The sequence below is a fragment of the Pseudomonas fluorescens genome (genome assembly GCF_018614775.1).
Taxonomy (GTDB): Bacteria; Pseudomonadota; Gammaproteobacteria; order Pseudomonadales; family Pseudomonadaceae; genus Aquipseudomonas; species Aquipseudomonas fluorescens_BY.
Genome location: NZ_JAGGOF010000062.1, coordinates 1 through 25,018, shown reverse-complemented (window position 1 = coordinate 25,018; position 25,018 = coordinate 1). Strand labels below are relative to the sequence as shown.

General features: G+C 61.8%; 23 protein-coding genes, 1 pseudogene and 1 riboswitch. Of the genes and pseudogenes, 12 read left to right on the top strand and 12 right to left on the bottom strand.

Annotated elements, in window-relative coordinates; genetic code table 11:
• Positions 1–113: 113 nt before the first annotated feature.
• Positions 114–1,622, bottom strand: a complete 1,509-nt coding sequence (gene mqo / locus J7E36_RS16885) for a malate dehydrogenase (quinone) (RefSeq protein WP_215005014.1) — start codon at positions 1,620–1,622, stop codon at positions 114–116.
• A 737-nt stretch (positions 1,623–2,359) separates the two neighbouring features.
• The gene (locus J7E36_RS16880; protein ID WP_215005010.1) at positions 2,360–2,593 is read right to left on the bottom strand and encodes a hypothetical protein; all 234 of its coding nucleotides are present in this window, start codon (positions 2,591–2,593) and stop codon (positions 2,360–2,362) included.
• A gap of 205 nt (positions 2,594–2,798) precedes the next feature.
• On the opposite strand from J7E36_RS16880, the gene J7E36_RS16875 reads away from it, so the two are divergent.
• Positions 2,799–3,383, top strand: coding sequence for a YajG family lipoprotein (locus J7E36_RS16875; protein ID WP_215005007.1), 585 nt, complete (start codon positions 2,799–2,801; stop codon positions 3,381–3,383).
• A 120-nt stretch (positions 3,384–3,503) separates the two neighbouring features.
• Here J7E36_RS16875 and J7E36_RS16870 read toward each other — a convergent pair whose 3' ends face one another.
• Complete coding sequence (locus tag J7E36_RS16870) at positions 3,504–3,710, bottom strand: hypothetical protein (RefSeq protein ID WP_215005003.1); 207 nt, start codon at positions 3,708–3,710, stop codon at positions 3,504–3,506.
• Positions 3,711–3,925: 215 nt separating this feature from the next.
• Between J7E36_RS16870 and J7E36_RS16865 the strand changes: the two genes are divergently transcribed.
• Positions 3,926–4,210 (top strand): hypothetical protein, encoded by a 285-nt coding sequence (locus tag J7E36_RS16865; RefSeq protein ID WP_215005000.1) that lies wholly within the window; start codon positions 3,926–3,928, stop codon positions 4,208–4,210.
• Between the two features lie 171 nt (positions 4,211–4,381).
• Here J7E36_RS16865 and J7E36_RS16860 read toward each other — a convergent pair whose 3' ends face one another.
• Complete coding sequence (locus tag J7E36_RS16860) at positions 4,382–5,548, bottom strand: 1-acyl-sn-glycerol-3-phosphate acyltransferase (protein WP_215004997.1); 1,167 nt, start codon at positions 5,546–5,548, stop codon at positions 4,382–4,384.
• 136 nt (positions 5,549–5,684) lie between these two features.
• On the opposite strand from J7E36_RS16860, the gene J7E36_RS16855 reads away from it, so the two are divergent.
• From J7E36_RS16855 to J7E36_RS16845, 3 genes are read left to right on the top strand one after another with little or no spacing between them, the layout of a single operon-like run.
• Positions 5,685–5,867 (top strand): CPXCG motif-containing cysteine-rich protein, encoded by a 183-nt coding sequence (locus J7E36_RS16855; protein WP_215004994.1) that lies wholly within the window; start codon positions 5,685–5,687, stop codon positions 5,865–5,867.
• Positions 5,868–5,879: 12 nt separating this feature from the next.
• Complete coding sequence (locus J7E36_RS16850) at positions 5,880–6,140, top strand: putative signal transducing protein (RefSeq protein WP_215004991.1); 261 nt, start codon at positions 5,880–5,882, stop codon at positions 6,138–6,140.
• A gap of 36 nt (positions 6,141–6,176) precedes the next feature.
• Entirely contained in the window at positions 6,177–6,800 is a 624-nt protein-coding gene (locus tag J7E36_RS16845) for an SOS response-associated peptidase (protein ID WP_215004988.1), read from the top strand.
• 262 nt (positions 6,801–7,062) lie between these two features.
• Here the strand turns inward: J7E36_RS16845 and J7E36_RS25600 are convergent, their stop codons facing one another.
• Both J7E36_RS25600 and J7E36_RS25595 read right to left on the bottom strand, forming a co-directional pair.
• Positions 7,063–7,806, bottom strand: a complete 744-nt coding sequence (locus J7E36_RS25600) for a methyl-accepting chemotaxis protein (protein ID WP_435304180.1) — start codon at positions 7,804–7,806, stop codon at positions 7,063–7,065.
• A gap of 114 nt (positions 7,807–7,920) precedes the next feature.
• Positions 7,921–8,115, bottom strand: a pseudogene (locus J7E36_RS25595) (HAMP domain-containing protein); the annotation flags it as partial.
• A 1,301-nt stretch (positions 8,116–9,416) separates the two neighbouring features.
• Between J7E36_RS25595 and J7E36_RS16835 the strand changes: the two are divergent.
• Positions 9,417–10,232: a M48 family metallopeptidase gene (locus J7E36_RS16835; RefSeq protein ID WP_215004983.1), complete on the top strand. Its 816-nt coding sequence runs from the start codon at positions 9,417–9,419 to the stop codon at positions 10,230–10,232.
• Positions 10,233–10,386: 154 nt separating this feature from the next.
• Here the strand turns inward: J7E36_RS16835 and J7E36_RS16830 are convergent, their stop codons facing one another.
• The 3 genes from J7E36_RS16830 to J7E36_RS16820 all read right to left on the bottom strand — a co-directional run bounded on the left by J7E36_RS16830 (position 10,387) and on the right by J7E36_RS16820 (position 13,229).
• Positions 10,387–10,971 (bottom strand): TMEM165/GDT1 family protein, encoded by a 585-nt coding sequence (locus J7E36_RS16830; RefSeq protein WP_215004980.1) that lies wholly within the window; start codon positions 10,969–10,971, stop codon positions 10,387–10,389.
• Between the two features lie 88 nt (positions 10,972–11,059).
• A riboswitch (yybP-ykoY riboswitch) is annotated at positions 11,060–11,182 on the bottom strand.
• A gap of 50 nt (positions 11,183–11,232) precedes the next feature.
• The gene (locus tag J7E36_RS16825; protein ID WP_215004977.1) at positions 11,233–12,231 is read right to left on the bottom strand and encodes a class I SAM-dependent methyltransferase; all 999 of its coding nucleotides are present in this window, start codon (positions 12,229–12,231) and stop codon (positions 11,233–11,235) included.
• A 32-nt stretch (positions 12,232–12,263) separates the two neighbouring features.
• Positions 12,264–13,229 (bottom strand): 2-hydroxyacid dehydrogenase, encoded by a 966-nt coding sequence (locus J7E36_RS16820; protein WP_215004974.1) that lies wholly within the window; start codon positions 13,227–13,229, stop codon positions 12,264–12,266.
• Positions 13,230–13,423: 194 nt separating this feature from the next.
• Here J7E36_RS16820 and J7E36_RS16815 point away from each other — a divergent pair, with 194 nt between their 5' ends.
• A complete protein-coding gene (locus tag J7E36_RS16815; RefSeq protein WP_215004972.1) occupies positions 13,424–14,053 on the top strand; it encodes a LysE family translocator in 630 nt (209 codons plus the stop codon).
• Between the two features lie 44 nt (positions 14,054–14,097).
• Here J7E36_RS16815 and J7E36_RS16810 read toward each other — a convergent pair whose 3' ends face one another.
• Together J7E36_RS16810 and J7E36_RS16805 are read right to left on the bottom strand one after the other, a co-directional pair.
• Positions 14,098–14,718, bottom strand: a complete 621-nt coding sequence (locus J7E36_RS16810) for a CatB-related O-acetyltransferase (RefSeq protein ID WP_215004969.1) — start codon at positions 14,716–14,718, stop codon at positions 14,098–14,100.
• Positions 14,715–15,629 carry a glycosyltransferase family 2 protein gene (locus J7E36_RS16805; protein WP_215004965.1) on the bottom strand — a complete coding sequence of 305 codons (915 nt, stop codon included), beginning with the start codon at positions 15,627–15,629 and terminating at the stop codon, positions 14,715–14,717. Before J7E36_RS16805 ends, J7E36_RS16810 begins: the two co-directional genes overlap by 4 nt.
• A gap of 253 nt (positions 15,630–15,882) precedes the next feature.
• Here J7E36_RS16805 and J7E36_RS16800 point away from each other — a divergent pair, with 253 nt between their 5' ends.
• The 5 genes from J7E36_RS16800 (at position 15,883) to J7E36_RS16780 (ending at position 24,769) form a co-directional block, all read left to right on the top strand.
• Positions 15,883–17,565, top strand: a complete 1,683-nt coding sequence (locus J7E36_RS16800; protein ID WP_215004963.1) for a fatty acid--CoA ligase — start codon at positions 15,883–15,885, stop codon at positions 17,563–17,565.
• Positions 17,566–17,896: 331 nt separating this feature from the next.
• Positions 17,897–19,753 (top strand): DUF1302 domain-containing protein, encoded by a 1,857-nt coding sequence (locus J7E36_RS16795; protein WP_215004960.1) that lies wholly within the window; start codon positions 17,897–17,899, stop codon positions 19,751–19,753.
• Between the two features lie 25 nt (positions 19,754–19,778).
• A complete protein-coding gene (locus J7E36_RS16790) occupies positions 19,779–21,143 on the top strand; it encodes a DUF1329 domain-containing protein (protein ID WP_215004957.1) in 1,365 nt (454 codons plus the stop codon).
• Between the two features lie 313 nt (positions 21,144–21,456).
• On the top strand, positions 21,457–24,192 hold the full coding sequence (locus tag J7E36_RS16785; protein ID WP_215004955.1) for a LuxR C-terminal-related transcriptional regulator: 2,736 nt from the start codon (positions 21,457–21,459) through the stop codon (positions 24,190–24,192).
• Between the two features lie 76 nt (positions 24,193–24,268).
• Complete coding sequence (locus J7E36_RS16780) at positions 24,269–24,769, top strand: methylated-DNA--[protein]-cysteine S-methyltransferase (RefSeq protein ID WP_215004952.1); 501 nt, start codon at positions 24,269–24,271, stop codon at positions 24,767–24,769.
• Between the two features lie 83 nt (positions 24,770–24,852).
• On the opposite strand, the gene J7E36_RS16775 is transcribed toward J7E36_RS16780, so the two are convergent.
• The coding region (locus J7E36_RS16775) for an OprD family outer membrane porin (protein ID WP_215005174.1) at positions 24,853–25,018 on the bottom strand (166 nt) is incomplete at its 5' end.

The following is a 25,018-nucleotide window of genomic DNA, read 5'->3' as shown; positions in this document are numbered from 1 at the left end:
GGCCTGCCTTGCAGGCCAACGGGAGCAAGCGCCCTCGCCACAGCAGAGTCTGCTCATAAAAAAAAACGCCCCGCTCTCGGAAAAGAACGGGGCGTTTTTTTTAGCGCCGAGCATCAAGCGTAGCTTTGAGTCTCGCTGCTTTCTTCAACCAGCTCCAACGCGATGTTGTTCTGCGTGTTGATCTTGCGATACAGCGCCGCATCGGTTTCCAGCACTTTTTCCCGGGCCGGGAAGATCTCCGCGAGCTTGCTGGCCCACTCGCCCTTGGCTTTGTCCGGGAAGCAGCGCTCGATCAGTTCCAGCATGATCGAAACGGTTACCGAGGCGCCTGGCGATGCGCCGAGCAGGGCGGCGAGGCTGCCGTCCTTGGCCGCCACCAGTTCGGTGCCGAACTGCAGGATGCCGCCTTTCTTCGGGTCTTTCTTGATGATCTGCACCCGTTGGCCGGCCACTTCCAGGCGCCAGTCCTCGGCTTTCGCCTCGGGGTAGAAGCGGCGCAGGGATTCCAGCCGTTGCTCCATGGACTGCATCACTTCGCTGATCAGGTACTTGGTCAGGTCCATGTTGTCGCGGGCCACGGCCAGCATCGGGCCAATGTTGCCGGCGCGTACCGACAGCGGCAGGTCCATGATCGAGCCATGCTTGAGGAACTTGGTGGTGAAACCGGCGTAGGGGCCGAACAGCAGGGATTTCTTGCCATCGACCACGCGGGTGTCCAGGTGCGGCACCGACATCGGCGGCGAACCCACCGCGGCCTGGCTATAGACCTTGGCCTGGTGATGCTTGACCACGTCCGGGTTGTCGCAACGCAGCCACTGGCCGCTGACCGGGAAGCCGCCGAAGCCTTTGCTTTCCTCGATGCCCGACGCTTGCAGCAGTGGCAACGCCGCGCCGCCGGCGCCAAGGAAGACGAACTTCGCCTCGACTTCGCGGCTGCTGCCCGAATTGACGTCCTTGATGCTCACGGTCCAGCCACTGCCGTTGCGCTTGAGGCCGGTGACGCGCTTGCAGTACTTGACCTGGGTGTCGGGAGCGCTGGTCAGGTGCTTGAGCAGTTGATTGGTCAGGGCGCCGAAGTTGACGTCGGTGCCGTTCATGACGCGGGTGGCGGCGATGACTTCGTCGGCCGGACGCCCCGGCATCATCAGCGGCATCCACTCGGCCATCTGGGCCTTGTCTTCGGTGTATTCCATATCCGCGAAGGCATGATGCCTGCTCAGCAGTTCGAAGCGTTTCTTCAGGAACGACACGCCCTTTTCACCCTGGACGAAGCTCAGGTGCGGCACCGGGGCGATGAAGGACCTGGACGAGCCGAACGTGCCCTTTTTGGTCAGGTACGTCCAGAACTGCTTCGACACCTCGAACTGGGTGTTGATGTGTACGGCTTTCTTGATGTCGACACTGCCGTCGGCGGCCTGGGGCGTGTAGTTGAGCTCACACAGCCCGGCATGACCGGTGCCGGCGTTGTTCCACGGGTTGGAACTCTCGGCGGCACCGGAATCCATCAGCTCGACGACTTCCAGCGAGATCGCGGGGTCGAGCTCCTTGAGCAGCACGGCCAGGGTGGCACTCATGATGCCGGCCCCTACCAGAACTACATCGACTGCTTCGTTATGCGCCATTTAACGCGTCTCCAAAATCTGCAGCACCAAATTGTCGGCATAGCGGCCAGGAGTGGCGGGGCCGGTTGGTTGTGCCCCAGGTACCCATGGCCAGGATCGCCATGTCCGAATCTTCGCAATTTTTCGCAACTACTGCGGATGCATGCAGCCTGGCCTCAAGAGTCACATGAACTCATTTAAGCGCCGGGCAGGCAATTCGACTTATGGCCGAGACATCCGTTCGTGCAACCAAATCCGTAGCGGACAGGCTTCAGGCGCCGGTTCTTGAGCGATATCCGGTCCTGTGTCGTTGGGCTGTTTCAGACGCCAATGGTGCTTGTTCAGACGCAAAACTCTTCATTTGCTCGCCACACTCTCGTGAAGTTGTGAAAACCCGTTTTTTCACGCTCTTTTGAAGACGTGAACCTCAAAAAAGGGCTGTCCCAGCCTGGCACCGTGCCCGGTTTGGTCGCCCCCATGTAATACATGACAGGCAAAACGGGCAGACAGCTCAGTGACCGAGCGTAATGACAGCTCTGCAGATTCGCGAAAAGTGGGGAATGGCTTGAGAAACAGCAAGCGCGCCAGCTTCACTCGATCTGTGTGGGCGGCTCTCTGTGGGCGGTGCGGGGTGCCAATACCAGCGCATCAGCGGTGTTGCGAGGCCCGATCAGGAGACGTCCTTATAATCGGGGGGAGATTGTATCGAAGAAACGCAGGGAAATGGTCGTGTTTAATGACTTTTATTAGCCGTCCGGTCAGATGGTCAACAGTTGCCGGCTGCGTGCGCGAGCCCGAACCGGTTGCACGCGGGCACTGGCGGGCAGTGGCTGGTGCAGCCAGTTGAGACGGATCTCTTCGATTTCCACCCAGCCTTCCCCCATCGGTTGCAGGCTGCACTGCTTGAATGCCTGGCAGCGACCATTGCCGTCCAGCAGGGCGAAGCTGCGGTGGTGAGGACGTGGGGTAAACAGGGAAATAAGAAAGCGCATGATCGGATACCGGGTCAGGGAGCTTGGAACAAGCCTGACAGCGAGCCATGACATGCCGGTGTAAGGACCGTGACAAAGGGGTGACAGGAACCGCTATTCCTGGCTCGTGTCAGACATTTCAGTATTCATCGTCCGGTGCTGGTTCCGAGGCGGAGCGCACCGCTATACTGCCGGCCTGTGTGTGCCCGATTCTGGAGAGAGAAGCATGTTGCAACGCCTGTTGTTCGGTTTGATCGCTGTGACCAGTCTGACCCTCGTCGGCTGCGCCCACAGCCCGCAACAACTTAGCCCGGAGCCCAAGCTCAATGCCCAGCTGGCGCCTGTGGGGCGTGGCCAGCCGGTGGTGGTGCGGGTCGTGGACGGTCGTCCGTCGCCGACGCTCGGCACCCGTGGCGGGCTGTACCCGGAAACCAGCGTGATCACGGTGCAGGGCGCGCAGATCCTGCCCAAGTTGCAGGCCCAGGCTGAAGCTGCCGTACGTCTGCTCGGCTTCACTCCCACCTCGAATGCATTGAACGCACCGCAACTGACCGTGACCCTGGCCGAACTCAAGTACCAATCGCCCAAGGAAGGCATGTACGTGACCGAAGCCACCATCGGCGCGACCTTCCGCTCCGACGTGCAGAACGCCAACCGCCGCTACAGCGGTCGCTACGGTGCCTCGCTGGACCAGCGCTTCGGCATGGCGCCGAACCAGGACACCAACACCAAGCTGGTCAGCGACGTGTTGAGCGATGCCCTGACCCGGCTGTTCAAGGACCCGACGATTGGTCAGGTGCTGGCTGAGTAAAATTTCAACTCATTCAGGAAGTACACCCTGTGGGAGCGAGCCTGCTCGCGATAGCGGTTTGTCTGTCACATTGATGTCGAATGTGCCGCCGCCATCGCGAGCAGGCTCGCTCCCACAGTTTTATGCAGCCTGCGAATACAACTCCAGCACACTGATCCCCGTCAGCAGATCGGCCTCGGGCAGGTCGGCATGTTGATGGCCGCCGAGGGCGCAATACACCAACCAGTGTCGGTCCTGCACATTGAAGGACAGGCTGTCGACGAGGTTCTGCTGTTCGTCGCTCGGGCTGATGAGGTAGAGACGATCCTGGTTTTCGGCGTGAAGCATGATGGGGTCCGCGCGGGTTTGAAGGGCGACAGGGTGGCCTATCCAGATGACGAAACCGTGACGGGGGACATTAATCTGATACTCAGCAGCGGCGCGCGAGCAAGCCTTGCCCCACAGGTCGGAAAAAACGGTGCAGGCCGGCACGCTTTCGGTAGAATCCGCGCCCTGTTCGTAGGTCCCGGGCGCGTCCTGTCCGTTTCTCGCTTGAGGTTGTGATGTCGCTGCATCTGTTCTCGTTGTTCGCCGCCCACCCCGCCAAACTGATCAACCTGCTCGCGCTGCTGTTTGCCTGCCCGGGCGGCTGGGTGCTGCATGCGACGCGCCGCCGTGAGCAGCGGGCCCGCGCCTGCCTGCAAACGCGCAGCGGCGATGGCGAGGAACGTTTCGAAGCGCTGCTGGACCTGGCGACCCAGCGCATGAACCGGTTTTTCTACCGGTTCGGTTTTGGCTGCCTGGCGCTGGCGTTGCTGGTGTCGTGGGTCAGCACGCAGATCAGTTGAGACTTCCGGCGGCGAGGATACTCTTGTGGTGCCGGAACCTGTGGGAGCAAAGCTTGCTCGCGAAACAGGCTCCTCGATTTCCGAAGAAGACCGCGTCGCTTTCATCGCGGGCAAGCCTTGCTCCACAGGTTCACCGGGCTCCGTTCCTTTTGCGTCGCCAGGTGTGCGGCGTTACAGCGCCAACCCTGCCTTGACCCGATACTGATTACGCACCGGCGTCGCATATTGCAGCACCAGGTACGGTCGGTGTTCCACCGGGCAAGCGTCCAGCCGGCGTTTCCATTCCTCTTCGGCCTTGGCCAGTTCGTCGGCGCCAAATACCTCGGCCGCCGTCGGCACTTGCAATTGCGGGTCGGCCTCCGCCCATTGGGCGTACGCCAGGTAATGCACCGGGAACAACCGATAGCCGCCGAGAATCTGCCGGTCCATCTCCAGGGCCAATTGCTTGGTGTCCTCGAACAGCTCGGTGATCGGCGCGGCGAAGTTCACGTGGACCCGGCCCTTGTAGCCAGTAATGCCCGTGGCAATGCTCACATCGTCCTCGCCGGGTGCCTTGGTGTAGGTACCGGTGGTGGCGCGGATGTACAGCTCGCGGGCCTTGGCCTGATCGCACGGGTCGTATTCGTAGCTGATGGACACCGGCGTGAGGTTCAGGGACTGGATCACCTCGCCGAACGGTTCATCCTTGCGACTCATGTGGAACATCTTGAGGATCGCCGACTCGGTACGGTCGTCGCCGTCCTTGGCCCGGCCCTCGGCCTGGGCGATCCAGATCGAAGCGCAGTCGTTGCGGATCGAGTGGTTGATGTAGGCCGACAGCAATTGATACGCCGCCAGTTTCTCCCGGCGCCCGGTGAGGGAACGGTGCACGATGAAGCTTTTGTTCAGGCGCATCAGGTCGCTGACGAAAGGCTTTTGCAGCAGATTGTCGCCAATGGCGATGCGCGGCGTCGGCAGGCCGGCGTGGTAGACGGCGTAGTTGACGAAGGCCGGGTCCATCACGATGTCACGGTGATTGGCGATGAACAGGTACGCACTGCCGGACTTGAATTGCTCCACTCCGGTATAGGTCACGCCATCGGTGGCGCGCTCGATGGTGTGGTCGACGTAGAACTCCACCTTGTCCTGCAAAGTGGCAACGGAGGTCACACCGGCGAACTCACGACGCAATCTTTGCGCTATAAGAGGTTTGAGCATCCAGCCGAAAGCACCGGCCAGGCGCGGGAAGCGGAAGTGGGTGAGGATATCTAGAAACGCCTTGTCGCCGAGCAGCCGTGCCAGCACCGCTGGGACTTCGCTGTCGTCGTAAGGTCGGATGGCATCGAATTCGCCCATCATGCTCTCTTGTTGGAAACGGCTAGGGTAAGTAAAGGTTCGCTAAAAACGACGGGGCACGGCCTGGAAGATAAGCCAGACGAAAATAGCCCTGCAAATAGACCGGCGATTATACGCACAAGTCACCTGGGAGACCGCGATGCTGGAAACCGCACTTTATGATTGCCCCTATTGTGGCGAAGAGGTCGAGACGTCCGTGGATCTGTCCGGTGGGGACCAAGAGTATGTTGAGGACTGTCAGGTGTGTTGCCGACCGATCAAGTTTAAGTTGCAAGTGCATGACGAGGATTGGTTTCTCGAGGTCTTTAGCGAAAACGATTGATGGGGGGCGCCCATGCAACGAATCTACGAGCTGGAAAACCTGATGGAAGGCGAGTTGCTGCAAGGCATGCTCGCCAGCGAAGGCATCACCGCGCACGTGTTGGGCCGCGACCTGGTGGGTGCCGCCGGGGAATTACCGATGCACGGCCTGCTGGGGCTGGCGGTCGAGAATGACCAGGCGCAATACGCCCGCGAGCTGATCGTTGCGTACAATGCCGCGATGCCAGTGCCCGGTGATGAACCGCAGATCTACCCCGGCACGCTGGTCTGTTAGGCTGGCGGCCGTTTTATCAAGAGTCGTGCTGCTCCCATGTGTGGACGTTATGCCCTGTTTCGCTGGAACCCCGCTTTCGCGGCCTTGCCCGGCTTTCCCGCCGACCAGAAGGCCCAATGGAATATTTCGCCTAACGATTCGGTGCTGATGTTGCGCGCCGGCGCCGAGGGCCAGCGCGAACTGGCCCGGGCGCGCTGGGGGCTGACGCCGCCGTGGCTGACCGATTTGTCTCGCACTCCGGCCCATGCCCGGGCCGAAACCGTGGCTGAGCAGCCGATGTTCCGCGAGGCCTTGCGCCTGCGCCGCTGCCTGTTGCCAGCCAACGGCTTCTACGAGTGGCGCGGCGGTACGCGCAAGCGCCCTTACTGGCTGACGCCGGGCGAGGGTTCGTCGCTGTTTTTTGCGGCGATTTGGGAAGCGTATCCGGTGCAGGAGCAGGTGTGGCTGAGCACGGCGGTGATCACCCAGCCGGCAGCGGGTCAGCGCCGGCCGTTGATCCTGGACGAAGAGGGCCAACGCCTGTGGCTCGACCCCGAGACGCCGCTGCACGTCTTGCAAGGCCTGCTCGCCAGCGAACCGGCGACACTGCGCGAGCGGGTGCTGGCGAACATGGTCAACGACCCGAAACTCAATGGGCCGGAGTGCCTGACGCCGGCTTGAAGCCTGTGGTGCGTCCACTGCCGCCTTCGCGAGCAAGCCCGCTCCCACACTGGCTGCGGGTGTTTGCAGCAAGTGTGTTCCGTGCAAATCCCCTGTGGGAGCGGGCTTGCTCGCGAAAGCAATAGCCCAGACAGAATCGCATTGCCTGACACACCGCCTTCGCGAGCAAGCCCGCTCCCACACTGGCTGCGGGTGTTTGCAGCAAGTGTGTTCCGTGCAAATCCCCTGTGGGAGCGAGCCTGCTCGCGATGGCGGCTGCGGATCAGACTCTGAACTGATTGATTAGCCGCCGCTGCTGTTCCGCCAGCTTGGTCAGCCCGGCGCTGGCCGCGCTGGACTCGTCCGCGCCGCTTGCGACTTCGTTCGCCACCTGGCCGATGTTGATCACGTTGCGGTTGATGTCGTCGGCCACCGCGCTCTGTTCCTCGGCGGCGCTGGCGATCTGGGTGTTCATGTCATTGATCACCGACACGGCCTGGGTGATGGTCTCCAGGGCCTGGGCCGCTTTTGCCGCGTGCTGCACGCTTTCATCGGTGCGGTGCTGGCTGTCTTCCATTACCCGCACCACATCCCGCGTGCCTTGTTGCAGCTGTTGGATCATCGACTGGATTTCCTCCGTGGCCTGCTGCGTCTTCTGCGCCAGGTTGCGCACCTCGTCGGCCACCACGGCGAAACCACGACCCTGTTCACCCGCGCGGGCGGCTTCGATGGCGGCGTTGAGCGCCAGCAGGTTGGTCTGTTCGGCGATCCCGCGGATGGCGGTAAGGATCGCGTTGATGTTCTCGCTGTCCTTGGCCAGGGTCTGCACCACACCCACGGCCTTGCCGATTTCCACGGCGAGGGCGCCGATGGAGGTCGAAGTGTCCCGCACAATCTGCATGCCCTGGCTGGCGGCCTGGTCGGCGTGACTGGCGGCTTGCGCGGCCTGGGTCGCATTGCGGGCCACGTCCTGGGCGGTGGCGGTCATTTCTTGCACGGCGGTGGCGACCTGATCGATCTCCGACATCTGCTTGTGCACGCCCTGGTTGGTACGAATGGCGATATCGGCGGTGTGCTCCGACGAATCGCTGACGCTTTGCACCGAAGTCACCACTTGCGTGATCATCCCCTGCAACTTGCCCAGAAAGGTGTTGAAACCCCGGGCAATCGAACCCAGTTCGTCGGCGCGATCGCTCACCAGGCGACGGGTCAGGTCGCCTTCGCCCTGGGCAATATCGTCGAGCATCGCCACCATCTGCTTCAGCGGCCGGGCAATGCCGTGGCCCACCAGCCAGATCACCAGCAAGCCGATCCCGGCAATCACCAGGCCCACCATCGCCATGCCGAAGATGTCGGCCTGGCGCTGGTGATCGAGGTCTTTCTGCAACGCTTGCAGGTCGGCCATGACTGCATCCAGTGGCAGCTGCAACATCAGCGTCCAGCGGGCGTTGGTCTCACCGATCCCGAACGGCATGTACACCTCGATATGCCCGTGTTCTTCATCGATGCTGTAACGCACTTCGCCAGCGCCGAGTTTGCCCAGGTTATCCAGTTCACTGGCGTCGAGCAGGTCGCTGGCCTTTTCGCCGAGTTTGCTCGGGTCCTTGGTGAAGGCCACGAAGCGGTTGTTGCTGGAGAGCAGTGCCATTTCCCCGGCACCGTTGTAGAGCTTGCCGTCGGCGGCGACGAGCATGTCCTGGATGAAGTTCACCGACAGGTCGGCGCCGACAATGCCCTGGAACTTGCCATCGATCATGATCGGCTCGATGAACGAGGCGAGCATGGTCATGGTGTCGCCGACGCGGTAGGGCGCCGGATCGATCACGCAGGCTTTCCTGCTGTCCTGGGAGCACAGGTAGTACTCACTGGCGCGGATGCCGGTGGAGAGCAGTTTCTGGTCGGTTACGTCGGCGAGTTTTTCCAGGCCCAAGGTGCCGTCCTGATTGCGAAACCACCACGGCAGAAAACGCCCATTGGTTTCCATGCCCAGCACCTGGCTGTTCACATAATTGGCGTCATCATGGTCGATGGCGTTCGGTTCCCAGGCGATGTAGGCGCCGAGGACTTTCGGATTGCGTACCACGGTTTCGCGCAACAGGCTGATCATCTGTTCGCGCGGCATCTTCAGTGACGGGTTGCCGTCCGTGCCTTTCATGCCCATCAACGCATTGGTGGTGGCAAGCCCCTTGGCGAGTTGCAGCGGCGCTTCCAGTTCCCGTTGGATCAGGCTGGCCTGGGTACGGGCCAGGGCGCTGAGACGCTGCTCGATGAGTTGCTCGAACTGCGCCTTGGTCCGTTGTTGCACCATCTCCTGGGTGCGGGCGCCGGCAAACAGCGCGTACAACACCAAGGCGGCGACCACGCTGAGAACGATGGCGCCGGCCAGGGCGGCCACGGAAAACTGGATCGATTTGAATTTCATAAAGGCTCCGGACGCGGGATGACGTCTGAAAGCTGTATCGGCGTTTCGGCGCTCGGACATGAGACACAGTTCGTCGGATGACTGTTTTGGCTGCGTGGATGTCGCAAATGGACGGAGTGCGACCTTTCCGAAAAAACAGTAATCCGTCGCTCTGTATCTGGCGCCGATACAAATCACCGCCTAGGATACGCCCACGTTTCCAGGGAGCTTTTTATATGCACAAGACATTGATGGTGAGTGTACTGGGCGCGGGCCTGCTGCTCGCCGGTTGCCAATCGGTGAATACCACCAGCGGCGGGGCCGTGGGCGTGGAGCGCAAGCAGTATATGTTCAGCATGTTGTCGACCGATGAGGTCAACCAGATGTATGCCCAGTCCTATCAGAAGACCGTGGGCGAGGCGAGCACCCAGGGCGTACTGGACAAGACCAGCAGCGAAGCCAGGCGCGTCCAGGCCATTGCCGACCGATTGATCGCCCAGGCGCCGGTGTTCCGCCCGGACTCGGCGCAATGGAAGTGGGAAGTGAACCTGATCAAGAGCGACGAGCTCAACGCCAACTGTGGTCCTGGCGGCAAGATCATTTTCTACACTGGACTGATCGACTCGTTGAAGTTGACCGACGATGAAATCGCTGCGGTCATGGGCCATGAAATCGCCCATGCCCTGCGCGAACACGGACGTGAGGCGATGTCCAAGGCCTACGGCATCGAGATGGCCAAGCAGGGCGCCGGTGCGTTGTTCGGCCTGGGCCAGGACAGCCTGGCGCTGGCCGACACCGTGGCCAACTATGGCATGACCTTGCCCAACAGCCGTGCCAACGAGAACGAAGCCGACCTGATCGGCCTCGAACTGGCCGCACGTGCCGGCTACAACCCGAACGCCGCGATTACCTTGTGGAACAAGATGAGCAAGGCATCGGAAGGGTCGCCACCGGAGTTCATGAGCACCCACCCGGCATCAAGCAGCCGGATCGCCTCGCTGCAGGCGGCAATCCCGAAGGTGATGCCGCTTTATCAGCAGGCCAAGAAGTAAGCATCGTCATGCATTGAGGCTACTGGCCTCATCGCGAGCAGGCTCGCTCCCACAGAAGATTGGCAGTGACCACATGTTGTGTGAGCACTAGCGGCCAATGTGAGAGCGAGCCTGCTCGCGATGAACGATGACACGGAACTGCTTGCCTACCTCTTCAAACCCACCCGCTGCTCTGCATCGCCTTGTACACCGCCACGACCGCCAGGACGAAGAAGGCCGAGGCGGCCAGGCGGCGGATCAGGTTCAGGGGCAGTTTGTCGGCGGCGAAATTGCCCGCCAGCACCACCGGCACGTTGGCAATCAGCATGCCCAGGGTGGTGCCGATGATCACCAGCCACAGCTCCGGGTATTGCGCGGCAAGCATCACCGTGGCGATTTGCGTCTTGTCACCGATTTCCGCCAGGAAGAACGCAATCAGCGTGGTCAGGAACGGTCCGAACTTGCGGCCGGTGTTGGCTTCTTCATCGTCCAGCTTGTCCGGGACCAGGGTCCACAGCGCCGTGGCTGCAAAGCTCGCCGCCAGGATCCAGTGCAACACCGCATCCGAGAAAATATTCCCGACCCAGGCCCCCACCGCGCCGGCGGCCGCATGGTTGGCGAGCGTAGCCGCAACGATGCCTGCGATGATTGGCCAGGGTTTGCGAAAGCGCGCCGCCAGGATGAGCGCAAGCAATTGCGTCTTGTCGCCGATTTCGGCCAGCGCAACGATGGCGGTAGGTACGAGGAAAGAGTCCAGCATCAGGTGATTCCTAAGGGGCGGGTCGACACGGCTATGACACGTACAGCCTTCCCGCCCCGGGTAAGGTGTGCGTGTCATAGGTCTTGTCAAACCCAACGACCATTTGCGTGGACGCTTGGGCCGCATACGCCATGGTCTGCTGACCAAGTATGTTGACGTATGCCGGGCGAGCAGGGCGCTCGCGGGAGACTACTCCCCTAGGACGGAGCGGATTCTGCCTAGGCAAATCCTATTGGGCAAGTGCTGTTTGCCAAAAAAGTTTCAGCCGCGCTTGGCCCGGTAGATGCGAAAACCATGGCCTTCGGCCTTGATTGCGCAAATGCTCAAGTGTTCCTCGATCAGCGGTTGGTATTTGAGGAAGCTGTTGGCAACCAGGCGCAGTTCGCCGCCGTTTTTCAGATGTTTTGCCGCTTTTCGCAGCAGATTTTCCGTCGCGAAGTAGTCGGTATGCACGCCGACATGGAACGGCGGATTGCTCAGGATTGCGCTCAAACCCATGGGCGCGGCGTCAATTCCGTCACCGGTCACTACTTCGGCGTCCAGGCCGTTGGCGGCCAGGGTCAGGCGACTGCTGGCGGCGGCGAACGCATCCACGTCCAGCAGCGTGACGGTGTTGTGCGGGTAGCGACGCTTGACTACCGCCCCGAGCACACCGGCGCCGCAACCGAAGTCGAGCAAATGACCGCTGGGCAACTTGTCCAGGTGTTCGAGCAGCAGTGCACTGCCGCGATCCAGGCGACCGTGGCTGAACACGCCGGGCAGGCTGATGACGGTCAACGGGCCTTCGGCCATAGACAATTCGTAGGTCTGGGCCAGGCTCTCCAGTGGCTTGGCCTCGGGGGCGTTGGCGATGGTGACCTGCCACAGCTGGCAATGCCGCGCGCTGTCGAGCTTGCGTGGCTTGCCGAACGGGTTGAGCTGCTTGGACGCGCCTTCTATGCCGCTGCGTTTTTCCCCCACCAGGTACACCTCGCGCCCGGCCAGGCGCGCCGCCACGGCGTTGAGAATGTAATCGGTGAGGTCCTTGGCCTTGGGCAAAAACACCACGGCGGTGTCGAACGCGCGTTCAGGCACGTTGACGCCGAAGTGACTGCGCTCGGGAAAGCGTGCGTCCAGCGCAGCCTGGTCGCCGGCGTGCCAGCACCAGCCATGGGCGTCGGGCAGGCGGCCAAGCAGATCGTCGGCGGGCAAGCCGGCCAGCAGCACCGGGCCTTGGAATAACTCGGCCTGACGAAGCAGTACTTCACTGCGCGGGTCCATGGTCTCTCCTTGAAAAAAAGTGCAGCAGTTTATCAACTGACGACCCGTCGCGCTGTACCGCTGAAAAAGCCCAAGGCGTTTTCGGTCATTTGCCCGACGATCCGTTGCCGTGCTTCGCGGCTGCCCCAGGCGTTGTGGGGGGTGACAATCAGCCGGGGAATGTCGCCAGCCAGTAGTGGGTTGCCCTGGGTCGGCGGTTCCACGCTCAGCACGTCGGTGGCGGCCCCACCCAGGTGGCCGTTGCGAAGCGCTTCGGCCAGGGCCTGTTCGTCGATCAGGCCGCCACGAGCGGTATTGACCACGAAGGCGCCGGGTTTGAGTCGGGCCAGTTCCCGGGCGCCGATGAAGTGGCGGGTGTGCTCGTTGAGCGGGCAATGCAGGGTCAGCGCGTCGACTTGCGACAACAGCTCGTCCAGTGGCAGTCGGTCGGAGCGGGCAGGGCGTCCGGGAATCTGCCCCAGCAGCACGTGCATGCCGAAGGCTTCGGCCAATCGCCCGACGGCGCTGCCCAGTTCTCCGTGGCCCAGCAGGCCCAGGGTCTTGCCTTGCAATTCGACAATCGGATAGTCCAGCAGGCAGAACTGCGAGGCCTGCTGCCAGCGACCGTTGCCCACCGCTTTCTGATAATCGGCCAGGCGCGTCGCCAGATTGAGTAATAACATGATCGTGTGCTGGGCCACCGATGGCGTGCCGTAGCCCTGGCAATTGCAAACGGTGATGCCGTGGCGTCGGGCGGCCTCCAGGTCGACATTGTTGGTGCCGGTGGCGCTGATCAGGATCAGCTTCAGTCCAGGGTTGGCGGCCATCGCGGCCGCATCGATCACCGCCTTGTTGGTGATCGCCACGCTGGCGCCCTTGAGTCGCTCGCTTACCTGGTCCGAGGTGGTACGGGCGAACAATTGCAGGTCGTCGAAGCAATCACGCAGCGGTTTCAGGTCCAGGTCGCCGAGGTCCAGAGACGGGTGGTCGAGGAAAACGGCGCGGGCGGTGTTTGTCATCAGCTGTACCTGTTATGAAGAGGCTTGAAGGCGTAATGTGGCGAGCCTATCAGATGAGCTGTTGCATGACGCCGAGCCGTGGCGAGGGAGCTTGCTTGCGCTGGGCTGCGCAGCGGCCCTGAGAACAACGGAGCGCTGCGCACTCGAGCGGAGCAAGCTTCCCCGCCACGGTATTTCAACAACAAGGAGCCCCCATGTACCTCGCCGAATTCCTCACCGTAGCCCTGATCCACCTGCTGGCCGTGGCAAGTCCCGGGCCGGACTTTGCCGTGGTGGTGCGCGAAAGCGTGACCCATGGCCGACGCGCCGGGACCTGGACGGCGCTGGGCGTGGGCACGGCGATTTTCCTGCATGTGGGGTATTCGCTGCTGGGCATCGGCCTGATCGTGTCGCAATCGATCGTGCTGTTCAACGCGCTGAAGTGGGCCGCCGCCGCGTACCTGCTGTACATCGGCTTCAAGGCACTGCGGGCGCAACCGGCCAAGCCGGCCTCGGAAAGCCTGCACAAGGAAGTCGGCGAGCGGACCGCTCGCGGCGCGTTCACCGCAGGCTTCGTCACCAATGGCCTGAACCCCAAGGCGACACTGTTTTTCCTGTCACTGTTCACCGTGGTGATCAACCCGCACACGCCGTTGGCGGTCCAGGCCGGTTATGGCGTGTACCTGGCGGTCGCGACTGCAGTCTGGTTCTGCCTGGTGGCCCTGTTGTTCAGCCAGCAACGGGTGCGTGCCGGTTTCGCCCGCATGGGCCACTGGTTCGACCGGACCATGGGCGCGGTGCTCATCGCCATTGGCGTCAAGCTGGCGTTCACCGAGATGCACTGAAGCCGCCGATTGCCCTCGTTTGTGTAGTGGGCGACCGCCCCAGATCAGACCTGGCGGTGACGGGCATAGTCCAGGAAAGCCGCGATGTCGTCGCTGCACAGCAAGGGCGCGACAGCCTTGACCTCCTCCATTGGCCACTCCCACCAGGCTGATGCGAGCAGTGCCTGACGCACCGGCTCCTCGAAGCGCCACCGGATGAACCGGCAGGGGTTGCCACCGACAACGGCGTAGGGCTCGACATTGCGGGTCACCACCGCGCCGGCGGCGACGACGGCACCGTGGCCGATGGTGACGCCGGAGAGAATCATCACTTCGGCGCAGATCCAGCAGTCGCTGCCAATCACCACGTCGCCCTTGGTCGGATGGCTGCCAGGGATATGCCTGGCCTCGTCGATCATCAGCGGGAATGGAAACGTGCTGACCCAGTCCATGCGATGCCCACCCCCCAATAGGATTTTTACCCCGTTGGCGATGGACGTGTAGGACCCGATCTTGAGCCGCGTATCGTCGCCGAACTCGGTCACCTCCGGAATGCCATAGGTTCCGACGCCCACCTCGTACCGTGGATAGCGCAGGCGAATTTTTTCAGGGGCCCTCTCGAGTTTTTCCAGACGTTTGAGGTGTTTTCGGGTCCTGCGGTCCTTGAGCTTCTGCAAAAACTTCACGAACCGGACCTCACGGTCGAGCGCGACAGCAGCAGCCGCTTGAAGCGCCTCAAGCTGGTCTTGTTCCAGTGGCGCCATGGAATGCTGCGCAGCAACTGCCACGCCTCTTTCTTGTCTTCTACCACCGCGTACTTCAATGCCTTATGAATCAGTACCGTGCGAGCCGATTCGTATTCGGGGTGGTCACGGTAAGGCTCGATAGCCATCAGATCCGCCTCAAGCATCAGCTTGTACTTCCTGGACAGATTGTTGGGGTGGCGTCGATAGCGCGTGACCTTGACGGGCAACTCATGAATTTCATAGCCCTGGTGGGCAATCCGCAGGGTGATCTGGAAATCCTGGACCCGAAGCAGCGGGTCATAGAAACCGGCGCTGTGCAGTGCGCTCATGCGGTAGAGCGCGGTAGGTGCGCCGATCACCACCGCCTCGCGCAGGATGTCATCGAAGGTGTAGATCTGGGTACTGGTGCGCCGCTGCTCCTTGATGGTCTGACCATTGCTGTTCATGTAGATGATCAGCGCGCCGACACAACCCGTTTCGGGATGATGATCAAGGTAATCGGCTCGGACCCGCAGGGAATGAGGCAACATCACGTCATCCAGGTCGGGCGTCGACACGTATGTGCCCCTGGCATACTTCAAGCCATGATTAAGCGCGGCGCTGACCCCTTGGTTCGCCTGGGAATAGAGCTGGAAGTCATAGGTCTGCTGCAAGTGCCGGAGCATTGCGAGGCTGTTGTCGGTGGAACCGTCGTCGACCACGATAACTTCAAAGTTCGGATAATCCTGGGCGAAGATGCTGTGCATGGCCTCTTCCAGGTACTTCTCGGCGTTGTAGCAAGGAGCCACGATCGAAACCAACGGTGGCATCTGCGACGCGGTGGCCTGGGGGGGCCCTGATTCAATGCTCATTGTTCTCCGTAATGGCCGAGTGGCAATCTTTATTCATCCATGGGTTTTGTAAAGAAACCGAGGCCATATGCTCGCCTTTGAGCGCCATTCTGACAAGGTTTAGTACAAAAGGCTCGGAAACCGGACGCGTAGATGGCTCAAGGCTAGTATTTACGCACGGATCAAATCATCCCTTTGGCTGATTTGATCCGTGTATAAGCGCTCTAAAGTGCTTGCTTTCAGCCAAGACCGTGCCGTCAGAAAAGGGATTCCCATGTTGCAGACTCGCGTTATTCCTCCAGCCGAAGGCGCTTATCAATACCCGCTGCTGATCAAACGGCTGCTGATGTCCGGCGCCCGTTACGAGAAAACCCGCGAGATCATTTACCGCGACCAGTTGCGCTACAGCTATCCGACGCTGATCGAACGGGTCGCGCGGCTGGCCAATGTCCTGACCGAGGCCGGCGTCAAGGCGGGCGACACCGTGGCGGTGATGGACTGGGACAGTCATCGCTACCTTGAATGCATGTTCGCCATCCCGATGATCGGTGCGGTGATCCACACCATCAACGTGCGCCTGTCACCGGAGCAGATCCTCTACACCATGAACCATGCCGAGGACCGCTTCGTGCTGGTCAACAGCGAGTTCGTCGGCTTGTACCAGGCTATTGCCGGACACCTGACCACGGTCGAGAAGACCCTGCTGCTGACCGACCTTCCGGAGAAAACCGCCGACCTGCCGAACCTGGTGGGGGAGTACGAGCAGTTGCTGGTCGCCGCCAGCCCCGCGTACGACTTCCAGGATTTCGACGAAAACTCCGTCGCCACCACGTTCTACACCACCGGCACCACCGGCAACCCCAAGGGTGTGTACTTCACCCATCGGCAACTGGTGCTGCACACCCTGGGCGTGTCGACCATCATGGGGTCGATCGACAGCGTGCGGCTGCTGGGCACCAACGACGTCTACATGCCGATCACGCCGATGTTCCATGTACACGCCTGGGGCCTGCCGTACGTGGCGACCATGCTCGGTTTGAAGCAGGTTTATCCGGGCCGTTATGACCCTGAATTCATGGTGCGGCTATGGCGCAAGGAAGAGGTCACCTTCTCCCACTGCGTGCCGACCATCCTGCAGATGCTCCTCAGCGCCAAGGGCGCCCAGGATACCGATTTCGGCGGCTGGAAAATCGTCATCGGCGGCAGCGCGTTGAACCGCAGCCTGTACGAAGCGGCCAAGGCCAAGGGGATCCAGCTCACCGCCGCCTATGGCATGTCGGAAACCGGTCCCTTGGTCTCCTGTGCCCACCTCAACGAAGAACTGATGGCCGGCAGCGAGGACGAACGCACCACGTACCGGATCAAGGCCGGTGTGCCGGGGCCGTTGGTGGAAGCGGCGATTGTCGACGCCGAGGGCCGATTCCTGCCCGCCGATGGCGAAACCCAAGGTGAGCTGGTGCTGCGTGCGCCGTGGCTCACCGAAGGTTATTTCAATGAACCGCAGAAGGGCGCCGAGCTCTGGGCCGGCGGCTGGCTGCACACCGGGGACGTCGCCACCCTCGACAGCATGGGTGTGATCGACATCCGCGATCGCATCAAGGATGTGATCAAGACCGGTGGCGAATGGATCTCGTCCCTGGACCTTGAAGACCTCATCAGCCGTCACGTGGCGGTACGCGAAGTAGCAGTGGTCGGGATTCCCGATCCGCAGTGGGGCGAGCGGCCGTTTGCCTTGCTGGTGATTCGCGAAGGGCATCAGATCGGGGCACGCGAACTCAAGGAGCACCTCAAGCCGTTCGTCGAACTGGGGCACTTGAGCAAGTGGGCGATTCCGAGCCAGATCGCCCTTGTTACTGAAATTCCCAAGACCAGCGTCGGCAAACTCGACAAGAAGCGCATTCGCGTCGACATCACCGAATGGCAGAGCAACAACAGCGCCTTCCTCTCGACGCTTTGAGCGTTTCTACCGTGCCCGAAAGGGCGCGGCAGCCCCACCAAGCAAGCGCTTGCCTTGTCAAACCGCAAATTTCAGCCATCCTTGCCGTGCCGACACCTGTCGGCCTGGCGAAAGGACCGTTCCAGAGTGGTCGAGGGCTGCAAATCACACTTTAGAGGGATCAAGCCGTACTACCTGCTGGCTATAGTCCGCTGACGGATTTTCAGGAACGGGGCGCACGCACGAAAGAGCGATGCGACCTCATCGGATACCGGAGCCCTGTCGCTCCCAGCCGTCGAGGTGTTCGTGAATAACCCACTGCCATAACAATAATGCACATGGAGTAGCGTCGATGACCTCAGCAACCACGTTCTGGCGCCGGGCAAAACTGCCTCTGGCGGTCAGTCTCGCCTCTTCGCTCGCCGGGCCAGCTTTCGGCGTCAGTTTCAACATCGGTGAAATCGAAGGCCAGTTCGACTCGTCCCTGTCGGTCGGCGCGAGCTGGTCCACGGCCAAGCCCAACAGAGACCTGATCGGTGTCAACAACGGCGGCAAGGGCTTGTCACAGACCTCCGATGACGGCCACCTGAACTTCAAGCGTGGGGAAACCTTCTCGAAGATCTTCAAGGGCATCCACGACCTGGAGCTGAAGTACGGCGATACCGGTGTCTTTGTCCGTGGCAAGTACTGGTACGACTTTGAACTGAAGGACGAAAACCGCGAGTTCAAAGACATCAGCGATAACAATCGCAAGGAAGGCGCCAAATCTTCCGGCGGGCAGATCCTCGATGCGTTCGTCTACCACAACTATGCCATTGCCGATCAGCCGGGTTCTGTCCGCCTGGGCAAGCAGGTGGTCAGCTGGGGTGAGAGCACCTTCATCCAGGGCGGCATCAACTCCATCAACCCGGTCGACGTGTCCGCGTTCCGTCGCCCCGGTGCCGAGATCAAGGAAGGCCTGATCCCGGTCAACATGTTCTATGTGTCCCAGAGCCTGACCGACAACCTGTCGGCCGAGGCCTTCTACCAGTTGGAGTGGGACCAGACCGTGGTCGACAACTGCGGCACGTTCTTCTCCCAGCCGGATGTGATCGCCGATGGCTGCACCAATAACCTGCGGGTGTTGAACAAGCGTTCGAGCGTTCCGCTTCCGGGTGTCGTGCTCCCGATACTTCAAGGCCAGGGTGTCGACATCAATGAAGAGGGCGTGCTGGTGCGTCGCGGCCCGGATCGCGATGCCCGTGACAGCGGCCAATGGGGCGCGTCCATGAAGTACATGTTCGAGCCGCTGGACACCGAGTTCGGTGCCTACTTCATGAACTACCACAGCCGTGCGCCGATTTTCAGCGCCCAGGGCGCTGCGCAGCAGTTCTACACCGCAGGGCCCATTGCGGCGCTGCGACCTCTGATCGTGGCGGGTAACTCCAACTACTTCGTTGAATACCCGGAAGACATCCGCCTCTATGGCCTGAGCTTCTCCACCACGCTGCCGACCGGCACCGCGTGGAGCGGTGAGCTCAGCTACCGTCCGAATGCGCCGGTGCAATTGAGCACCACTGATATTCTCTTTGCCGGCGTGACGCCGCTTCCCGGGTTTGGCAATGCCTCGGTGCTCCAGGGCACGCCGGGCCAGGACCTGCATGGCTATAACCGTAAGGAAGTCACCCAGTTCCAGACCACCTTCACGCACTTTCTCGATCAGGTCATGGGCGCCAGCCGCCTGACCCTGGTGGGCGAAGTCGGTGTCACCCACGTGGGCGGCCTGGAAAGCAAATCCGAGGCGCGCTACGGCCGTGACCCGGTGTTTGGTCCGGGCGAACTGCCTAATGGTTTCTGCAACTCGCTCAACACCTCGACGGCCGCAGGGGGCGGCCAGACTATCGGCAACGTGAACAGCAACTGCAACAACGACGGTTTCACCACCGCCACCTCCTGGGGCTACCGCGCACGCGCCATCTGGGAATACCCGGATGTCTTCGCCGGGGTGAACCTCAAGCCCAACGTGGCCTGGTCCCACGACGTCAAGGGCTACTCGCCAGGCCCTGGCGGCAACTTTGAAGAAGGCCGCAAAGCCGTCAGCCTCGGGCTGGATGCCGAATACCAGAACACCTACAACGCGAGCCTGGCCTACACCAACTTCTTTGGTGGCGACTTCAGCACCGTGGACGATCGCGACTTCCTGGCGCTCAGCGTCGGCGTGACCTTCTAAGCACCGTATTTCAGGACGACACATTATGAAAATAACAAAGAGTCTGTTGCAGGTCGGCGTGTTGGGGCTATCCCTGCTGGCCGCCAGTGTCATGGCGGCAGTGCCTGCCGCCGAAGCCGACAAACTGGGCAAGAGCCTGACGCCGATGGGCGCCGAAATGGCCGGCAATGCCGATGGCTCTATCTCGGCCTGGAAACCCATGGCCAAGAACGCTGGTAGCGTGGACAGCAAGGGTTTCCTGTCCGACCCTTATGCCAGTGAAAAACCGCTGTTCATCATCACCGCGCAGAACGTCGACCAGTACAAGGACAAGCTCGCGCCGGGCCAGTACGCGATGTTCAAGCGCTACCCGGAAACCTTCAAGATGCCGGTCTACCCGACCCATCGTGGCGCCACCGTGCCGGATGAGGTGTATGCCTCCATCAAGAAAAATGCGGTCAACACCAAGCTGGTGTCCGGCGGCAACGGCCTGGAGAACTTCGAGACGGCCGTGCCGTTCCCGATCCCCCAGAGCGGCGTGGAAGTGATCTGGAACCACATCACCCGCTACCGCGGCGGCAGCGTGACGCGCCTGGTCACCCAGGCCACGCCGCAACCCAATGGCTCCTACAGCCTGGTGTATTTCCGCGACCAGTTCGTGTTCCGCGACAAGATGAAGGATTTCGATCCGGCCAACCCTGGCAACATCCTGTTCTACTTCAAGCAACAAGTGACGGCGCCGGCACGCCTGGCCGGTGGCGTGCTGCTGGTGCACGAAACCCTCGACCAGGTGAAGGAACCGCGTTCGGCCTGGGTCTACAATGCCGGCCAGCGCCGGGTGCGCCGCGCACCACAAGTGTCCTATGACGGCCCGGGTACGGCCGCCGACGGCCTGCGTACCTCCGATAACCTGGACATGTACAACGGCGCGCCGGACCGCTATGACTGGAAGCTCGAAGGCAAGAAGGAACTGTACATTGCTGCCAACAGCTACAAGATCGATTCGCCGCAGCTCAAGTACGCCGACATCCTCAAGGCCGGCCACATCAACCAGGACCTGACCCGCTACGAGCTGCGCCGTGTCTGGCACGTGACCGCGACCCTGAAGGAAGGCCAGCGCCACATCTACGCCAAGCGTGATTTCTTCATCGACGAAGACACCTGGCAAGCTTCGGTGATTGACCATTACGACGGTCGCGGCCAGCTGTGGCGCGTTGCCGAGGCCCATGCCGAGAACTACTACGACAAGCAAGTGCCGTGGTACGCCCTGGAAACCCTCTACGACCTGCAGTCCGGCCGCTACCTGGCGCTGGGCATGAAAAACGAAGAGAAATCGGCCTACGACTTCGGCTTCACCGCCACCACCGCCGACTTTACCCCGAACGCACTGCGTCAGGACGGCATCCGCTAAACGCTTTACCCGAGGCCGCATCCTCGAAGAAACGCCCCGACCTGGTTCGGGGCGTTTTTTTGCTGCGCCCAAAACCTGTGGCAAGGAATCTGTGGGAGCTAAGCTTGCTCGCGATACAGGCGCCTCGATGCAGCAAAGACCGGGTTGTTTTCATCGCGGGCAAGCCTTGCTCCCACAACAACGGCATTTGGGGCGCCACTCGACGTGTAGTCTTTTTGTAGCCATTTGTAGCACTCCCTTCAATACCTCCTCGTTTACCGCTAGTCTGCGGACATCTGCAACGCCGCCATCCGCCTTTCAACAAGAGCCGGCCATGACTGATTTGTCTTCACTTCCGGATACTGCCCGCGCAGCCATCGCGGTCCAGGATGGGCGCTTCTACCGCCCGCCCTTGCCCGACGGACACGTCTTGCGGCCGCGGTTGTGCGAGCGTTTGAGTGCGGGGCTTGGCGGCCGGCTGCTGTTGGTGAGTGCCCCTGCCGGGTTTGGTAAAAGCTCCCTGGCGGTGGAGTTCTGCCAGGGGCTGCCGGCCCATTGGCAAAGCCTCTGGCTGGGGTTGAGCGCCAGGGATAACGATCCGGGTCGTTTCCTGGAGCGGCTGCTCGAAGGGCTCCAGGCGTTCTACCCGCAATTGGGCCGCCGGGCGCTGGGGTTGCTGAAGATGCGCCAGCGCCATCAACCCTTTGCCTTTGAAGAATGGCTCGATGGCCTGCTGGATGAACTGTCCAGCCATCTTTCGTCCGGCAATCCGTTGCTGCTGGTGCTCGACGATTACCATCTGGCCCAGAGCCCGGTGCTGGATCGCTGCCTGCAATTTTTCCTCAATCACCTGCCCGATGGCTTGCTGGTACTCGTCACCAGTCGGCAGCGCCCGGACTGGCACCTGGCGCGCCTGCGCCTGTCGCGGCAACTGCTTGAACTGAGTGAGCAGGATCTGCGCCTGACCCATGACGAGGCTCAGACCCTGCTCCAGCATCACAGCAGCTCGTTGCGCGGCGAGGCCCTGGAAAACCTCATCCAGCGCAGCGAGGGTTGGGTGGCCGGGCTGCGTTTCTGGTTGCTGGCTGCCGCCGAAGCCGGCACCGAAGGCCTGCTGCCCCAGGCGCTGCACGGCGGGGAAGGGCTGATTCGCGATTACCTGCTCGAAGAGGTCATCGACTGCCTACCCGCCGAAGTACAGGCCTTTCTCTACGACACCGCGCCCCAGGAACGCTTTTGCAGCGCGCTGTGCGACGCCGTGCGCGAAGCCCATGACAGCGCCGAGATCCTGCGCTACCTGGCGGCCCATCAGGTGTTCCTGGTGCCACTGGACGAGCACGGCCACTGGTATCGCTATCACCACTTGTTTTCCGATCTGCTGCGCAGTCGTCCGAGTGCACCGGCCATGGTGCCGGCCGCGACCCTGCACCTGCGCGCCTGCCGCTGGTTCAACGCCCAGGGCCTGATCGACGAAGCCGTGGAGCAGGCGCTGCGGGCCGGGCATCTGGACGTGGCGGCGAACCTGGTGCAGAACCTCTCGGAGGAGCAACTGCTGGCCGAACAGAACGTCGGTATGCTGCTGCGCTGGAAAATGGACTTGCCCGACAGCCTGCTCATCAGTACCCCGCGACTGATCGTGCTCTACAGCTGGGCGTTGGGGCTGGCCTGCCAACTGGACGCTGCCGAAGAACTGGCGGCGCATCTGAGTCGCTTCCTGCCGGCGCCGTCGGCCACCGCACAAAAATCCATGCTCGCCCAATGGTTGGCGTTGAGCGGGATCGTCGCCCGTGGCCGCGGTGATCGCGAAGCCACGGTGCGCTACTGCAGCGAAGCCCTGGAAAGCCTGCCGCAAAAGCGCTACGGCCAACGCCTGATGTGCTTGTCCACGTTGTCGAACCTGGCGATTGCCGACGGAGACCTGTGGCGCGCCCGTGCCCTGAACCGCGATTCCCTGGAACTGGCGCAGCGGGTCGGCAACCCGCTGTTCGAGGCCCTGGCCCATTACGATCGCGCCAGGGTCCTGCAAGCCCGCGGTGAGATCCAGCGGGCACTGGATGAAGTGCACCAGGGCTTGCAACGTCTGCAAAAATTGTCGCCCCAGCGGCTTTACGCGGTGCGGGCGCGGCTGATCCTCTATGAAGGTTTCCTGTTGACCTTGCGCATGCAACCCCAGGCCGGGTTGACGCGCTTGCAGGCCGGCCTCACCGAGGCCCGCGCCTGTCGCGACATCAGCGTGTTGCTCGGCCACTGCGTGATCGCGCGTATCGAAGGTTACAACGGCGAATTCGCCCGGGCGTTTGCCGAACTGGCCGAAGCCGAGCGCCTGATGCACATCTGGGATGTGCCACCGATCTACTACCTGGCGATGATCACCCTGGTCAAATGCGAGCTCTGGCTCGCCCAGGGCCGCACCGACCTGGCTGAGGCCTGGCTGGCGCGGTTGGGGCAGACCTACACGGGCGAACGGGCCGCAGCCCCCCCGGAATTCCACCCACAACTGCCGCTGCATGTCGAACTGCAACAGGCGTCGCTGGAGTCCATCCGCGGCCAGCCGATGCTCGCTGAAGGACGGCTCAATGCCTTGCTCGAACATGGACAGCAAACGGGCCGGCAGATACTCAGCGTGATGGCGTTGAACCAGAAAGTCGCCTTGTTGCTGGGCCTTGGACGCGAACCCGAAGCGCGACGCGCCCTGGCGCAGGCGTTTGAAGCGGCCAGCGGCGGTGTGTTGCAGCCGTTCGAGTGGCTGCTGGGGGACCATCGTGAATGGCTTCGTGAACAGCTGCTGCAAGCAGCGCCGAGCAATGTACGCGAGCAGTTGCTTGAGCGTTTGCCATTGGCGGCGGCTCAAGCGGCGGATCCCTCGGCTCCGGTCGAAACCCTCAGCAGTCGTGAACGGGCGGTGCTGCAATTGATCGCCCAAGGCTGTTCGAACCAGGAGATCAGCGAGCAACTGTTCATCTCGCTGCACACCGTCAAGACCCACGCCAGCCACATCAACAGCAAGCTCGGCGTGGAGCGCCGCACCCAGGCCGTAGCGCGAGCGAAGGCGTTGGGGTTGCTGGGTTGAATGAGGTCTACTGGTGGCGAGGGGATAAATCCCCACGCCACAAAAAGCCAGTCACAGGTCAGCAGGAATGACGCCAATGCTACCCCTCTACACAACCATCCCATCCCCCGTCGGCCAACTTATTCTCGTCGCCCGGGAAACCAAACTGGCGGCCATCCTGTGGGAGAACGAACGGCTCAACCGGGTACGCCTGGGACCGTTGGAGGAAGACAGCCAGCACCCGACCCTCAAGGAAACCGAACGCCAACTCACGGAATACTTTGTCGGCCAACGCAGCCGTTTCGAACTGGAACTGGATTTTGTCGGCACCGACTTCCAGATCCGCGTCTGGCAGGCGCTGCTGACCATTCCCTTCGGCCAGACCCGCAGCTACCGCGACATTGCCATCCAGATCGGCCAACCGACCGCGGTGCGGGCGGTTGGCGCGGCCAATGGTCGTAACCCGATCTCGATCATTGCCCCTTGCCATCGCGTCATCGGCACCTCCGGCAGCCTCACCGGCTTCGCCGGCGGTCTTGCAGCCAAACAGTTCCTGCTCAGCCTCGAAGGCCAGCAAACCCTTCAGTTGGCATTCTGAACCCGCACAATCCCCTGTGGGAGCGAGCCTGCTCGCGATAGCGGCGGCACGGCCGCCACACCAGCAGACCCACCGCAGCCGCTTTACAACAAGCTGATCGGATAGCTGACAATCAAGCGGTTCTCATCGAACTCATTGGTATTGAAGTCCCGGCGCATCGTCGAGTTGCGCCATTTCACGTTGAGGCTTTTCAGCGCGCCGCTCTGCACGGTGTAGGCCAGTTCGGTTTCACGGCCCCATTCCTTGCCG